This window comes from Curtobacterium guangdongense, assembly GCF_049341845.1.
GTDB lineage: Bacteria > Actinomycetota > Actinomycetes > Actinomycetales > Microbacteriaceae > Curtobacterium > Curtobacterium guangdongense.
The window spans coordinates 91038-104453 of the sequence record NZ_JBMPIT010000010.1 but is presented as its reverse complement, the minus strand read 5'-3'; the positions used below and the strand labels follow the sequence as shown (position 1 = coordinate 104453).

Below are 13416 nucleotides of genomic sequence, written 5' to 3'. Positions count from 1 at the left end.
GCTGCGGGCAATGGCGTTGGTGATCGAGGCATCTGGCCAGCGTGTCGATCGAGCGCTGCTCCCGACACTGCACCCGTGATGTCGTGGACGGGCAGGGGCGATCCTGCCTCGTGGAGGGCTTGCGCTTCCCGTGAGATCGCAGTTCGTGTCGGTGTCAGGGCCGCCGTTCCGACACGAACTGCGATCTCACGGGAGGCCGGGCGCGGGGCGCGGAGCGCCCGGGCGTCAGGACGCGGCGGGGGACTCCGGGGCGGGCGGGGTGTAGTCGCGGGGGAGCAGGGGGAGCCAGATGCGGAAGGTGGCACCACCGCCCTCGGTGTCGATGACCTCCACCGAACCCTGGTGCGCGGCGACGATCCCGGACACGATCGCGAGGCCGAGCCCCGATCCGCCGGTGTCCCGAGCGCGAGAGGTGTCCGCACGCCAGAAGCGCTGGAAGATCTTGTCGCGGAGCTGTGGCGGGATGCCCTCGCCGTGGTCGATGACGTCGATGTGCGCCATCCCACGGTCGTCATCCACGCCGATGCCGATCTCGATCGGGTCGTCGTGCTCGGTGAACCGCATGGCGTTGCCCATCAGGTTCGTCACGACCTGCCGGATCTTGTTCTCCTCCGCCAGGACGATCGGCGGACGCTTCGGCATGACGACGGTGGGCAGCGGCGTCGTCTCGTCCGTGGGCGGTGCGTCCAGGTTCATCGCGCGGTTCCGGCGTGCGCGGAGTCGTGCGAGCGTCTGACGGGAGAACGCGATCGGACCGGTGGTGTTGGCGGACGGCGACACCGGAGCGGAATCCGACGACGGGGAGACCGCGGCCGGGCCGAACGCGGAGGGTGCGCGCACGGCCTGCGGGACGTCCTCGACGAGCACCTGGATCTCGCGGTCGGGATTCGACGCCATGGTGTCGAGCGCCGAGTCGCGGGCGATGGCGACGAGGTCGACGGGGCCGAGCTCGAGCGGCTTCGACTCGTCGATGCGTGCGAGCTGGAGGAGGTCCTGCACGAGGAGCCCCATGCGCTGGGCCTCTTTCTCGATGCGGCCCATCGCTTGAGCGACGTCCTCTTCCTTGCGGAGCGCCCCCATCCGGTACAGCTCGGCGTACCCGCGGAGGGACACCAGCGGCGTGCGGAGTTCGTGCGAGGCGTCCCCGACGAACCGGCGCATCTGGTCGATGGTGCGCTGACGGTCCTCGAACGCGCTGTCGATCCGCTCGAGCATCGCGTTCAACGAGCGGTTGAGTCGGCCGACCTCGGTGTTCGGGGTGTCGTCCTCGAGACGCTGGTTGAAGTCACCCGCGGCGAACCGGGCGGCGGTGTCCTCGACGTCGCGCAGCGGGTCGAAGGTGGCGGTCACGAGGAGCCGGGTGAGCATTGCCCCGAGCAGGATCACCGAGATGCCGAAGCCCAGGAAGATGACGGTGAACCGCGCGATGGTCTGGTCGGTGTCCGCGCTGGAGACGGCGACGAGGACGTACCCGGTCTCGGTGGCGCCGGTGGACAGGTTCTGCAGGTTCGCGGGGATGACCTGCGCGCGCCACTCGTGGTTGTGCTGCTTGTCGTAGAGGCTGAACGGGGTGTTCGCCTTCGTCGCCGCGGAGAAGTTCACCGACGAGATGTCCGGCTGCGACGTCGACTGGGTGTCGCAGATCTGCTTGCCGTCCCCGTCGTAGGCGGCGACGTACGAGCTCTTCTCCAGCACCATGGTGAGCTTGCAGTACTGCTCACCGTCGCTGATGTTCTGCCCCTCGAGCTGCGACGTCGTCGTCGTGACCTGGTTGTCCAGGCGCGAGACCAGGTACGTCGACAGCACAGTCATGGTGCCGAGGCCGGCGACGAGCAGCCCGAGCGCGACCAGGAGCACCGTGATCCCGGTGATCTTGGTGCGCAGGGAGATGCCGTCCCACCAGCGGTTCATTCTGGAGTGCATGCTGCCTCAACGGTAGACGGCGCCCGTCCGGCGAAACCGGACGAGCGCCGTGAGAACGACCAGGTCTGACGACCCCGAAAAGACACCGAGAAGACCCCGGAGAAACCGGAGACCAGGACCTCAGGAGGCCTTGGACGCCTTCAGCATGTAGCCGAATCCACGCTTGGTCTGGATGATCGGCTCGGTCGAGTACTGGTCGAGCTTCCGACGCAGGTACGAGATGTAGGACTCGACGATGCCGGCGTCCCCGTTGAAGTCGTACTCCCACACGTGGTCGAGGATCTGCGCCTTCGACAGCACGCGGTTGGGGTTCAGCATGAGGTAGCGGAGCAGCTTGAACTCGGTGGGGGAGAGCTCGATCTGCGCGTCGCCGATGGTGACCTCGTGCGTGTCCTGGTCCATCGTGAGCTCGCCGGCGCGGATGATCGCGTCTTCTTCGTCGTTCATCGTGCGACGGAGGATCGCCTTGATGCGCGCGACGATCTCGTCGAGCGAGAACGGCTTCGTGACGTAGTCGTCGCCGCCGACGGTGAGGCCGGTGATCTTGTCCTCGGTGTCGTCCTTCGCCGTGAGGAACAGGATCGGCGAGGTGTACCCGGAGGAGCGGAGGCGCTTGGTGACGCCGAACCCGTTCATGTCGGGGAGCATGACGTCGAGGATGATCAGGTCCGGCTCTTCCTCGAGCACGGCGGAGATCGCCTGTGCGCCGTTCCCCACCGCACGCACGGCGAACCCGGCGAAGCGGAGCGAGGTCGTGAGGAGATCGCGGATGTTCGGCTCGTCGTCGACGATCAGGATCTTGGGGCCATCGGTCATGACCCCATCCTCTGACCGTTGGCTAAACGTTTCCTGAGAGCGAAGCAGACGTCACCTGGTCGGCGTCGAGGATCGTGTACGAGTACCCCTGCTCCGCGAGGAACCGCTGCCGGTTCTGCGCGAAGTCCTGGTCCACCGTGTCCCGTGTCACGAGCGTGTAGAACGACGCGGGCAGCCCGTCCTTGTTCGGCCGCAGGAGTCGCCCGAGTCGCTGCGCCTCTTCCTGCCGCGACCCGAACGACCCCGAGATCTGGATGGCCACCGTGGCGTCGGGCAGGTCGACCGAGAAGTTCGCGACCTTCGACACGACGAGCACGTCGATCGCACCGGTCCGGAACGCCTGGAACAGCCGCTCCCGCTCGTCGATGGGCGTCGCGCCGGTGATCTCGGCGGCGTCGAGCGACGCGGCCAACGAGTCGAGCTGGTCGATGTACTGCCCGATCACGAGGATCTGCTCACCGCGGTGCTGCTCGATGAGCGAGCGCACCACCGGGGTCTTCGCCGGGGTCGTCGCCGCGAGCCGGTAGCGCTCGTCGTCGCCGGACGCCGCGTACTCGAGCCGGTCCTCGTGCGGCAGGTCGATCCGTACTTCGAAGCACGAAGCGGGCGAGATGTAGCCCTGGGCCTCGATCTCCTTCCACGGTGCGTCGTACCGCTTCGGGCCGATGAGGGAGAACACGTCGCCTTCGCGGCCGTCCTCGCGTACCAGGGTGGCGGTGAGGCCCAGGCGTCGTCGGGCCTGCAGGTCGGCGGTCAGCTTGAAGACCGGCGCCGGCAGCAGGTGCACCTCGTCGTAGACCACGAGGCCCCAGTCGAGCGCGTCGAGGAGCGACAGGTGCGTGTACTCGCCCTTCCGGCGCGCGGTGAGGATCTGGTACGTCGCGATCGTGACCGGCCGGATCTCCTTCACGCTGCCGGAGTACTCGCCGATCTCGTCCTCGGTCAGGCTCGTCCGGCGCAGCAGCTCGGACCGCCACTGCCGGGCGGACACGGTGTTCGTCACGAGGATGAGCGTCGTGGCCTTGACGGTCGCCATCGCCCCGGCGCCCACGAGGGTCTTGCCGGCACCACAGGGCAGCACGACGACACCGGATCCCTGGGCGAAGAAGCTGCCCACGGCGTCTTCCTGGTACGGGCGGAGACTCCATGACGAGGTGTCGAGGTCGATGGCGTGCGGCTGGCCCGGTGTGTACCCGGCGAGGTCCTCCGCCGGCCAGCCGATCTTCACGAGCTCCTGCTTGACCTGCCCGCGGGCCCACTGCTGCAGCTCGATGGCGGTGTCCGAGCGCTTGTCGCCGAGCAGCGGCTTGATGCGCTTCGAGCGGACCACCTCGGCGAGGACCGTCGGGTCGGTCGCCGTGAGCAGGAGGGTCGGCTGCCGCTCGAGTTCCTCGCCGGGGGAGTTCGCGATGACCGGCGCGTCCGCGGGGTCCTCACGACGGATCACGAGCCGTCCGTAGCGGGAGACGGTGTCACGGATGTCCACGGTGACGCTCTGCGGCACCGGGAACTTCGCGAAGCGCTCGAGCGTGTCGATCATGGACTCGGCGTCGTGCCCGGCGGCGCGCGCGTTCCACAGCCCGAGGCGCGTGATGCGGTAGGTGTGCACGTGTTCCGGCGCGCGCTCGAGCTCGGCGAAGACGGCGAGCTCGTGGCGCGCGTCCTCGGCGTCGGGGTGCGCGACCTCGAGCAGTACCGTGCGGTCGCTCTGGACGATCAGCGGTCCGTTCATGACCTTCTAGCCTAGCCGAGCACGCCTGGGTCAGGCTTCGCTGTCGACGGACACGACGAGCGACAACGGCAGGGTGCGTTCGACGTCGGCCGCGATGTCCTTCCCGCGGATGCGTCCGGCGGCGACCGAGGTCGGCACGATCGAGAACGGGCGCTCGCTGCCGTCCGGCATCCGGACGACCACGCGGATCGGCGTGCGGCCGCGGACGGCGAGGTCGATCTGCCGCCCCAGCCACTCCTGCTCCGGCTCGGCGTCGCCCCGCTGGGTCGTCAGCCGGAGCCGCTCGACGACCCCCCTGGCCGCGGCTTCCGGGGACCGGCCGACGGTCCGGCGCCGGCCTGGAGGCTCGTGGCGCGTCTCGGGGCGAGCGCCGGGTTGCAGCACGGCCGGGTAGCGCTGGTCCTCCAGCGCTGCGTGCACCACGTGGGCCGGGTAGCGGGAGACGAGGGTGGTCAGGTCCGGACGCTCCCACGCCAGCTGGCGCAGCTCGGCGTCCACGCCGATGAGGTCGAGCTGGTCGGCGGTGCCGCGGACGACGGTGCCGACACCGTCGCCCTGCCGGTCGACGACGATGCTGCCGTCCCGGGCGGCGACCTGGTCGACGAGGTACGCCAGCGGCTGTGGGACACCGGTCAGTCCGATGCGTCCGAAGAGGTCGACGACCTGCTGCCGGGAGCTGCCCGACCGGAGCGCTCGGCGGAGCGAGTCCTCCGAGACGCGGTACCGCGCCGCGAGCCCCGGCGCCTCGAGGTCGGCGACGGTGCGGAGTTCGGCGTCGTCCACCGGCGCGAGCGGTCCCGGCGCGATGATCGTCAGGTCGTGCTGGAGGTACACCCCCTCGACCGTGGCGGGCAGGTCGGCCTCGGCTGTACGCTCGGCCGCTGCCCGGTCGTCGCCGAGCAGGACGCGCCCGGTGTCCGTCACGACGCCGTCGACCGTCACGCCCAGCGCAGCGGCCGTGCCGGCGACGTCGAGCAGGACGGCGTCGAGCCACCGCGCGCCGGCCGGGTAGGCCCAGCGGCCGAGGGACACCAGGTCGCGCCAGTCGCCGTCCGCCACCGCGATGACCTCGCCCACTGCGGGGTCGAGCCCCTCGTGCCAGCGCGCGACGAGCCCGGCCCAGCGACCCGCCCAGGACGTCGTCAACCAGCCCAGCCCGTCGTCGGTCAGGGACCAGGCGCCGTCGGCGGTGCTGGTGAAGCGGATGCGTTCGAGCAGCTCGAGCCGTCCGGGGACGACGTCCGGGTCGGCGCCGGAACGCTCGGCGAGGGCACGCGCGAGCGGTGAGCCGATGCCGCCCTTGACGAGTTCACGGACTCCGCCGTCGTCGACCGCGCGGAGGAGTTCCGCGAGCATCGTCATCGTGGCGAACGCGTGCTCCGCGCCGGTGGTGCGCGCGGTGGTGGACCCGGCCGTCTCCGTGCCGGAGCCCGCGGGGCGGACGGGCACTGGGCCTCCCATCAGACCCACGAGATCGGGGTGGGCGGCCACGCGTGCCGCGACCGCGTCGTCGACCCTGCCGTCCTCGGCTGCCAGGGCGAGTGCGATCGCCGGGGCCAGGTCGGGACCGGCCGCGCCGTCGCGGAGTGCGACGAGGGTGCGTCGGGGGAGTCGTTCGACGGCGGCGTCGACCGCGGCGTCGGCGCGGAACGCCTCCGCGAGGTCGAAGAAGTCCGTGACGCTCTGCGGGCCGGTCTCGCCGAGGACCGCGGTCGGGAGCTCGCGCGCGACGATGAGCCGTTCGAGGTCGTCGTCCGGCATCGCCCGCAACCGGGCGGCCAGGTCGGCGGTGGTCGTCATCGTCCTCTGCCGGCGTCCGGAGCGGACGTCAGCGGGCTTCCCGGTTCGCTCGGGCCTTGCGGGTCCAGGTGACCCCCAGCAGGACGAGGATCAGCACGAGCGCGATCGGCGGTCCGACGTAGAGGATGCCCAGGACGACGGGCCAGATGCCCGTGCCGGGGATGGTGCCGAGCGTCAGCCAACCGATGATCATGGCGGCGAAGCACAGGATCGTGAAGAGGATGATGCCGCCCACCATGAACGCGAGGGCGCGTTCGGTACGATTGAACGTCGCCGGGGGTTCAGCGGAGTTCCGCGTGTCCCCGGGGGATCGGGTCGGCTTGGCCATCGACCCAGGATATCCGTACCACGGCCGCAGACCTATCGAGGAGTCCACGCATGCCCACCGGCAAGGTCAAGTTCTACGACGACCAGAAGGGTTTCGGGTTCATCACCGGCGACGATGGCGACCAGGTCTTCCTGCACGCCTCGTCGCTCCCGGACGGCGTGACCACCGTGAAGAACGGCACACGGCTCGAGTACGGCGTCGTGCAGGGCAAGCGCGGCTCGCAGGCGCTCTCCGTGCACCTGCTCGACCCGCAGCCGTCGCTGGCGAAGATGTCGCGCCGCTCGGCGGACGACATGGCCGTCATCGTGGAGGACCTCGTGAAGGAACTCGACCGGATCAGCGGAGACCTCCGCCACGGCCGCTACCCGAAGAACGGCACACGCCTCGCCGCGATCCTGCGGCACGTCGCAGACCAATTGGACGCATGACCATGACCGACCAGACCGAGCCCCACGAGCTCCCGGCTCCACCCGAGCTGCCAGCGCCCCCAGAGGTCCCCGAGCTCCGCGCGCTCGCCCGCACGGCCCTCCTCGAGGTGACCGCCGAGTCGACCGTCGGCGGCGCTGCCGGGACCACGGACGAGGGCGACGGCGTCGTCTCGTACCTGTTCGCCAACCGGATGCCCGGGTACCCGGGGTGGCGCTGGACCGTCAGCATCGCCCAGGTCGAGGGCGACGAACCCACCGTGCTCGAGGTCGAGCTGATGCCCGGCGACGGGGCGCTCCTGGCGCCGGACTGGGTGCCGTGGTCCGAGCGGCTCGCCGAGTACCGCGCGGCGCAGGACGGGCACGACGAGGAGTCCGACGACGCTGCTGACGAGGACGAGGACGAGGACGAGGACGACTCGGACGAAGAGTCCGACGACTACGACGAATCGGACGATGACGAGTCGGACGACGACGAGTCGGACGACGACGACTTCGACGACGACGAGGACGACCTCGCCGAGTCGGACGACGACGAGATCGAGGGCGTGGACGTCGACGAACTCGACGACACCCCGCCGTCCCGCTGAGACGCCCCCGCAACGACGAAACGCCGCCGGATCCGGCGGCGTTTCGTGTGTTCGGAAGTGTCTCGACGACGGGCGTCAGCCCTTCAGTGCGCCGACCACGTGGGTGATCGCCCCGACGAGCTTCTGCACGTCGTCGGGGTCGATCGCCGTGAAGGTCGCGACGCGGAGCTGGTTCCGCCCGAGCTTCCGGTACGGCTCGGTGTCGACGATGCCGTTCGCCCGCAGGGTCGCGGCGACGGCCTTCGCGTCGATGGAGTCGTCGAGGTCGATCGTGGCGACGACCTGCGACCGGTGATCGGGGTCCGTCACGAACGGCGTCGCGAAGTCGACCGACTCGGCCCAGTCGTAGAGGATCGACGACGACGTCTTGGTGCGGGTGTCCGCCCACGCCAGCCCGCCGGACTCGTTGATCCACTTGACCTGGTCGTCGAGGAGCAGCAGGGTCGAGATCGCCGGGGTGTTCAGCGTCTGGTCCAGGCGGGAGTTGTCCACGGCGTTCTTGAGGGACAGGAACTCCGGGATGTACCGGCCGGACGCGGCGATCCGCTCCACGCGCTCGATCGCGGCGGGGGAGAACAGCGCGAGCCACAGCCCGCCGTCGGATGCGAAGTTCTTCTGCGGCGCGAAGTAGTACACGTCCGTCGCGCTGACGTCGAACGCCGCACCGCCGGCGGCGCTCGTGGCGTCGACGACGGTCAGGGCGCCGGGGTCGCCGGCTGCGCGGACGACGGGGGCCATGACACCGGTCGAGGTCTCGTTGTGCGGGTACGCGTAGACGTCGACGCCCTCGACGATCTCGAGCGCGGCGAGCGAGCCACCAGGAGCCTCGACCACGTGCGGCGCATCGAGCCACGGCGCACCGGCGGCCTTGGCGAACTTCGAGCCGAACTCGCCGAACGACAGGTTCTCGGCGCGCTGCTCGATCAGGCCGAACGCGGCGGCGTCCCAGAACGCGGTCGATCCGCCGTTGCCGAGGACGACCTCGTAGCCCTCGGGGAGGTCGAACAGGTCGGCGAGGCCCTGGCGGACGGAGCCGACGAGGTCCTTGACGGGCTTCTGGCGGTGGGACGTGCCGAGGATCGTCGCCCCACGGGTCACGAGGGACTCGAGCTGCGCTCCGCGGATCTTGGACGGGCCGCATCCGAAGCGGCCGTCGGTGGGGAGGAATTCGGCGGGGATGACGATGTCTGCCATGGACCGATCCTACCGAGGTGGTATCCCATCGGAGTTCTTGAGTCGTGCAAGTGTTGGTCATTCCATGTCAGCCCGAGCAAGTAGGGTGGGCTGCGCTGGGCCCAGTACAGGAGAGGCGGACCGTGACCGATCTCGTCGACACCACGGAGATGTACCTCCGGACGATCCTCGACCTCGAAGAAGAGGGGATCGTCCCGCTGCGTGCGCGCATCTCCGAACGCCTCGGGCACTCCGGACCGACCGTCTCGCAGACGATCGCGCGGATGGAACGTGACGGCCTCGTCGTCGTCTCCGGCGACCGGCACCTCGAACTCACCGACGAGGGGCGCTCCCGAGCGACCCACGTCATGCGCAAGCACCGTCTCGCGGAGCGCCTGCTCTCCGACGTCATCGGACTCGACTGGGCGTTCGTCCACGACGAGGCCTGCCGCTGGGAGCACGTCATGAGCGAACAGGTGGAGATCCGCCTGCTCGAGATGCTCGGCAACCCGACCGAGTCGCCCTACGGCAACCCGATCCCCGGTCTCGCCGAGATCGGTGGCCCGGACGCCGGCGGTTTCCTCGACGGCGTCCGCAACATCGTCGCCGCGACCGAGGGCACCGACGCCGTCGCGACCGGTGTGATCCGTCGTCTGGGCGAGCCCGTCCAGTTCGAGCCGGAACTCCTGCACCAGCTGCGCTCGGCCGGCGTGATGCCCGGTCGACTCGCGAGTGTGCAGCGTGCGGGAGCGTACGTCGCGGTGCGTGTCGACGGCGAGGACGCCGGGATCGAGCTCCCGGCAGAGGTTGCGCAGCACGTCTACATCGACGCCGCGTAGCCCGTCGGGGTACGTCAGCGGGGGACATCCGCCAGGAGCCTCCCGCGAATTGGGGTGGAGCGAAAATCCCGCCTCTGATCAGGACTTCTTTACCATTCCGTTACAAACCGGCGTTTTCGTCTCGACAAGGTAACGGTGCGCCCGTACACTCGACGAGTCCCCGGGCTGACAGCGACCCGGGAACCCGTGGCAGGACGTCTCGAACCCGTCTCCTGCCTCGATCGGAAACGATGACGAACGGATGGGGTTGCGCACGCACGACGGCCAGCACGGACCACGGCCGGTCGGGCGGGTGATGACGAGACGCCGGAGACCCCACACCTTGACGCAGACCGGTTCCGCCGCGGACGTGACGCCCGCGAACCCGACGAACTCGACTGACGACGCAGTTGCCCCGCTCACCCGGCGGGCCGCTCGCGAAGCCGAGGCCAAGACCTCCCGACGCTCCAGCCCGACCCGTGCGATGCGCGCGACCGGCACCCACGCGCCCAAGCCCGTCGCGACGCGCGCCGCCGCTCCGAGTGACAAGCCGTCCTCGAGCTCGCGCAAGCGCAAGTTCATGGCCCCGATCGTGCTGACGGTCGCCGCCGGCATGTTCGGCACGATGGCCGTCCCCGCCGCCTTCGCCACGACGCAGCAGTCCGGTGCCTCCGACACCGCGACCGCGCAGCAGGCGATCCGCACGACCCAGAGCCAGCAGCTGTCCGTCTCCGACGCCGCCGCGCTCGCCGACACCAGCCGCGACGGCTACTCGGCCACGTCTTCCGCGACCCTCGCGTCCGAGAAGCACGCGGCCGAGGTCGCCGCCGCCCGCGCCGCGACCGCGAAGCAGTACGCGTCGTACACCGGCCCGTCCGCGCAGGACTACCTCGCGAAGTCCAGTACCGCCGCCACGACCACGACCGCTCCGGCCGCGAACACCCCGTTCTCGCTGCCGGCCGTCGTCGCCACCGCGAAGCAGTACATCGGCACCCCGTACGTCTTCGGCGGCGCGGACCCGTCCGGGTTCGACTGCTCGGGCTACGTCATGTTCGTGTACGCCCAGTACGGCATCAACCTCGCGCACTCCGTGCCGCTGCAGGACCAGGCCGGCACCACGATCCCCGAGTCCGAGGCGCAGCCCGGCGACGTCGTCATCTTCAACAACGAGGCGCACGACGGCTTCTACATGGGCAACGGCATGATCATGGACGCCCCGAAGCCCGGTGGCTCGGTGTCGATCCGTCCGATCTGGACGAGCGACTACCACATCGTCCGGATGGGCGTCTGACCCGCCCGCGTGGCCTGACGCGAACCTGAACAACCGGAGAACCGGCCCAGCACTCCTCGTGCTGGGCCGGTTTCTGGGTTAACCTGGCGACATCGGCCCGACACGGCCCGAACAGGAGACCCCATGTCAACGTCACGCACGACCCGCACCATGGGTCGGCGCGCGCACGTCGACATATGGTCGACCACGACCTGCGTGCACCTGCACGCCCCAGCGTGATGGAGAGCACTGCCCTGCGGGGTGGTGCTCTTCTTCGTTCCGGGACCGGGTTCGCGGTCACCCGTTCGTCATCGTCCGGTCCGGTGCCCCGCACCGCCTGGAAGCCGTCCAGGCACGTCGGAAGGGAACCCATGCGCACTCTCGTCCTCAACGCCGGTTACGAGCCCCTCGCGGTCATCTCGTTCCGGCGGGCCCTCGTGCTGGTCATGAACCAGAAGGCCGCCATCGTCGCCGCCGACGTCGAACACCCCGTCACCGGGTCGACGTCGAGCTTCGACCGTCCGTCCGTCATCATCCTCACGAGGTACGTGCGCATCCCGCACTCGAGACTCGTGCCGGTGTCCCGACGCGGTGTGCTCCGCCGGGACGCCAACCGGTGCGCGTACTGCGACCGGCACGCGACCACGATCGATCACGTGCAGCCGAAGTCGCGCGGGGGCGAGGACTCGTGGGAGAACCTCGTCGCGTGCTGCCTGGCGTGCAACAACGCCAAGGGCGACCGCACCCCGCGGGAGATGGGCTGGCACCTGCGGTTCCGCCCGAAGGCGCCGCACGGTTCGAGCTGGGTCGTGCGCGGCGTCGAGCGTCCGCAGGCCGAGTGGGACGAGTTCCTCATCGCCGCGTAGCGGCGGCACGCACCACGGAACGGACACCGCACCGCGCAGTCGCGTGGTGCGGTGTCCGTTTCCCGGTTCCGGACGGGAGGCTCGTGGCGGGGCCGCCACGAGCCTCCCGTCCGTCGTCGTCACCGGCGTGCGCTCGGCGTCAGGTCCGCGATCAGCGTCCGGACACGGTCGCGGATGTCGTCGCGGATCGGGCGGACGGCGTCGAGTGGGAGCCCGGCGGGGTCCGTGAGCGCCCAGTCCTCGTACCGCTTGCCCGGGAACACCGGGCACGCGTCGCCGCAGCCCATCGTGATCACGACGTCCGCCTGCCGGACGGCGTCCGTGGTGAGGATCCTCGGTGCTTCACCGAGGATGTCGACGCCGTCCTCGGCCATCGCGTCGACGGCGACCTGGTTGATGCGATCGGCGGGCTCGGAGCCGGCGGAGAAGACGTCGACCCGGTCGCCGGCGAGGTGCCGGAGGTAGCCGGCGGCCATCTGGGAGCGGCCGGCGTTGTGGACACAGACGAAGAGCACAGCGGGCCTCGGCGTGGTCATCCGCCCATCCTGCACGGTTGTCGGAGGGGATGCGTAGCGTCGGGCCATGACCGAGATGCGGATCGACGACGACACCGTCACGGACCTCCGTGCGCGACTGCGGGCGACGCGCTGGCCCGACGCACCCGGTGTGCAGGGGTGGTCGCTCGGCGTCGACGTCGCCGAACTGCGCGAGCTCGTCGAGTACTGGGCGGACGGGTTCGACTTCGACGCCCATCGCGACGCTCTCGCCGCGCTCCCGAGCCGCACCGTCGAGATCGACGGGATCGGCATCAACGTCCTGCACGCCGGGGACGGCGGCACGCCCCTGCTGCTCGCGCACGGCTGGCCGGACTCGACCTGGCGGTACCGGAAGGTCCTGCCGCTGCTCGTCGACGCGGGGTTCGACGTCGTCGTGCCGGACATGCCCGGGTACGGCTTCTCGGACGCGCCGCCGACGCCGATCGACGCGCGGGCGGTCGCGGGGCTCTGGGCGACGCTCATGACCGAGCTCGGGTACGACCGGTTCGCGGTCGCCGGTGGGGACATCGGCACGCACGTCGCCCGGTACCTCGCGCTCGACCACCAGGACCGCGTGGTCGCCGTGCACCGCATCGACGGCGGGTTGCCGTGGCCCGGCATCGACGTCGGCGGTCTCTCGCCCGCCGAGCGCGACTTCGTGGCGGCGACGTTCCGGTGGCGGGACACCGAGGGCGCGTACGCGTCGATGCACCGGACGAAGCCGCAGACCGCGGCGGTCGGGTTGAACGACTCACCAGCGGGGCTCGCCGCGTGGATCGTCGAGAAGCTCCGGTCGTGGAGCGACTGCGACGGCGACCTGTGGTCGGTGTACACGCGGGACGAGGTGCTCCAGCTCGTCACCGAGTACTGGGCGACGGGCACGATCGGCTCCGCCATGCGGATGTACCACGAGAACGCGGCGATCCCGCCCGAGCAGTCCGCACGCCGGGTGGAGGCACCGTCCGGGTTCACGCTCTACCCGGGCGACCTCGTCCGTGCGCCGAGGGAATGGCTCGAGCGGACGACGAACCTCGTGTACCTGTCGGAACCCGAGCGCGGCGGGCACTTCGCCCCGTTCGAGCAGCCGGAGTCGTACGCGGCCGAGCTCGTCGCGTTCCTGGAGCCGTTCCGGGACTAGG

Annotated in this window: 13 protein-coding genes; 6 read left to right on the top strand and 7 right to left on the bottom strand. The window is 70.2% G+C overall.

What is annotated here, in order from left to right; translation table 11 throughout:
- Window positions 1-225: 225 nt before the first annotated feature.
- The 5 genes from ACO0E1_RS16065 to ACO0E1_RS16045 form a co-directional block, all read right to left on the bottom strand.
- The gene (locus tag ACO0E1_RS16065) at window positions 226-1923 is read right to left on the bottom strand and encodes a sensor histidine kinase (RefSeq protein WP_422875088.1); all 1698 of its coding nucleotides are present in this window, start codon (window positions 1921-1923) and stop codon (window positions 226-228) included.
- A 120-nt stretch (window positions 1924-2043) separates the two neighbouring features.
- Window positions 2044-2739, bottom strand: coding sequence for a response regulator transcription factor (locus ACO0E1_RS16060; protein WP_056120555.1), 696 nt, complete (start codon window positions 2737-2739; stop codon window positions 2044-2046).
- A 22-nt stretch (window positions 2740-2761) separates the two neighbouring features.
- Window positions 2762-4471, bottom strand: coding sequence for a DNA repair helicase XPB (locus ACO0E1_RS16055; protein ID WP_422875087.1), 1710 nt, complete (start codon window positions 4469-4471; stop codon window positions 2762-2764).
- Between the two features lie 30 nt (window positions 4472-4501).
- A complete protein-coding gene (locus ACO0E1_RS16050; protein ID WP_422875086.1) occupies window positions 4502-6271 on the bottom strand; it encodes a helicase-associated domain-containing protein in 1770 nt (589 codons plus the stop codon).
- Window positions 6272-6299: 28 nt separating this feature from the next.
- Window positions 6300-6599, bottom strand: a complete 300-nt coding sequence (locus ACO0E1_RS16045) for a multidrug ABC transporter ATPase (RefSeq protein WP_422875085.1) — start codon at window positions 6597-6599, stop codon at window positions 6300-6302.
- A gap of 50 nt (window positions 6600-6649) precedes the next feature.
- Here ACO0E1_RS16045 and ACO0E1_RS16040 point away from each other — a divergent pair, with 50 nt between their 5' ends.
- Together ACO0E1_RS16040 and ACO0E1_RS16035 are read left to right on the top strand one after the other, a co-directional pair.
- Complete coding sequence (locus ACO0E1_RS16040; RefSeq protein WP_281265845.1) at window positions 6650-7027, top strand: cold-shock protein; 378 nt, start codon at window positions 6650-6652, stop codon at window positions 7025-7027.
- A complete protein-coding gene (locus ACO0E1_RS16035; protein ID WP_422875084.1) occupies window positions 7024-7614 on the top strand; it encodes a DUF3027 domain-containing protein in 591 nt (196 codons plus the stop codon). The genes ACO0E1_RS16040 and ACO0E1_RS16035 overlap by 4 nt, the downstream gene beginning before the upstream one ends.
- 75 nt (window positions 7615-7689) lie before the next feature.
- Here ACO0E1_RS16035 and serC read toward each other — a convergent pair whose 3' ends face one another.
- Window positions 7690-8808: a phosphoserine transaminase gene (gene serC, locus ACO0E1_RS16030; protein WP_422875083.1), complete on the bottom strand. Its 1119-nt coding sequence runs from the start codon at window positions 8806-8808 to the stop codon at window positions 7690-7692.
- A 122-nt stretch (window positions 8809-8930) separates the two neighbouring features.
- Between serC and ACO0E1_RS16025 the strand changes: the two genes are divergently transcribed.
- From ACO0E1_RS16025 to ACO0E1_RS16015, 3 genes are all read left to right on the top strand, one after another.
- Window positions 8931-9626: an iron-dependent transcriptional repressor DtxR gene (locus ACO0E1_RS16025; RefSeq protein ID WP_422875082.1), complete on the top strand. Its 696-nt coding sequence runs from the start codon at window positions 8931-8933 to the stop codon at window positions 9624-9626.
- A gap of 322 nt (window positions 9627-9948) precedes the next feature.
- The gene (locus tag ACO0E1_RS16020) at window positions 9949-10896 is read left to right on the top strand and encodes a C40 family peptidase (RefSeq protein WP_422875081.1); all 948 of its coding nucleotides are present in this window, start codon (window positions 9949-9951) and stop codon (window positions 10894-10896) included.
- A 350-nt stretch (window positions 10897-11246) separates the two neighbouring features.
- A complete protein-coding gene (locus ACO0E1_RS16015) occupies window positions 11247-11741 on the top strand; it encodes an HNH endonuclease (protein WP_281265840.1) in 495 nt (164 codons plus the stop codon).
- A 119-nt stretch (window positions 11742-11860) separates the two neighbouring features.
- Here ACO0E1_RS16015 and ACO0E1_RS16010 read toward each other — a convergent pair whose 3' ends face one another.
- Window positions 11861-12277 carry an arsenate reductase ArsC gene (locus ACO0E1_RS16010; RefSeq protein WP_422875080.1) on the bottom strand — a complete coding sequence of 139 codons (417 nt, stop codon included), beginning with the start codon at window positions 12275-12277 and terminating at the stop codon, window positions 11861-11863.
- A 46-nt stretch (window positions 12278-12323) separates the two neighbouring features.
- Between ACO0E1_RS16010 and ACO0E1_RS16005 the strand changes: the two genes are divergently transcribed.
- The gene (locus ACO0E1_RS16005) at window positions 12324-13415 is read left to right on the top strand and encodes an alpha/beta fold hydrolase (RefSeq protein ID WP_422875079.1); all 1092 of its coding nucleotides are present in this window, start codon (window positions 12324-12326) and stop codon (window positions 13413-13415) included.
- The last annotated feature ends 1 nt before the right edge of the window (window position 13416 follow it).

What these genes read in the sequence shown, in the direction of transcription:
- ACO0E1_RS16050 (WP_422875086.1), bottom strand. Translation starts at nt 6,271, where the DNA reads ATGACGACCACCGCCGACCTGGCCGCCCGGTTGCGGGCGATGCCGGAC.
- ACO0E1_RS16045 (WP_422875085.1), bottom strand. Translation starts at nt 6,599, where the DNA reads ATGGCCAAGCCGACCCGATCCCCCGGGGACACGCGGAACTCCGCTGAA.
- serC (WP_422875083.1), bottom strand. Translation starts at nt 8,808, where the DNA reads ATGGCAGACATCGTCATCCCCGCCGAATTCCTCCCCACCGACGGCCGC.
- ACO0E1_RS16055 (WP_422875087.1), bottom strand. Translation starts at nt 4,471, where the DNA reads ATGAACGGACCGCTGATCGTCCAGAGCGACCGCACGGTACTGCTCGAG.
- ACO0E1_RS16010 (WP_422875080.1), bottom strand. Translation starts at nt 12,277, where the DNA reads ATGACCACGCCGAGGCCCGCTGTGCTCTTCGTCTGTGTCCACAACGCC.
- ACO0E1_RS16035 (WP_422875084.1), top strand. Translation starts at nt 7,024, where the DNA reads ATGACCATGACCGACCAGACCGAGCCCCACGAGCTCCCGGCTCCACCC.
- ACO0E1_RS16015 (WP_281265840.1), top strand. Translation starts at nt 11,247, where the DNA reads ATGCGCACTCTCGTCCTCAACGCCGGTTACGAGCCCCTCGCGGTCATC.
- ACO0E1_RS16040 (WP_281265845.1), top strand. Translation starts at nt 6,650, where the DNA reads ATGCCCACCGGCAAGGTCAAGTTCTACGACGACCAGAAGGGTTTCGGG.
- ACO0E1_RS16005 (WP_422875079.1), top strand. Translation starts at nt 12,324, where the DNA reads ATGACCGAGATGCGGATCGACGACGACACCGTCACGGACCTCCGTGCG.
- ACO0E1_RS16065 (WP_422875088.1), bottom strand. Translation starts at nt 1,923, where the DNA reads ATGCACTCCAGAATGAACCGCTGGTGGGACGGCATCTCCCTGCGCACC.
- ACO0E1_RS16060 (WP_056120555.1), bottom strand. Translation starts at nt 2,739, where the DNA reads ATGACCGATGGCCCCAAGATCCTGATCGTCGACGACGAGCCGAACATC.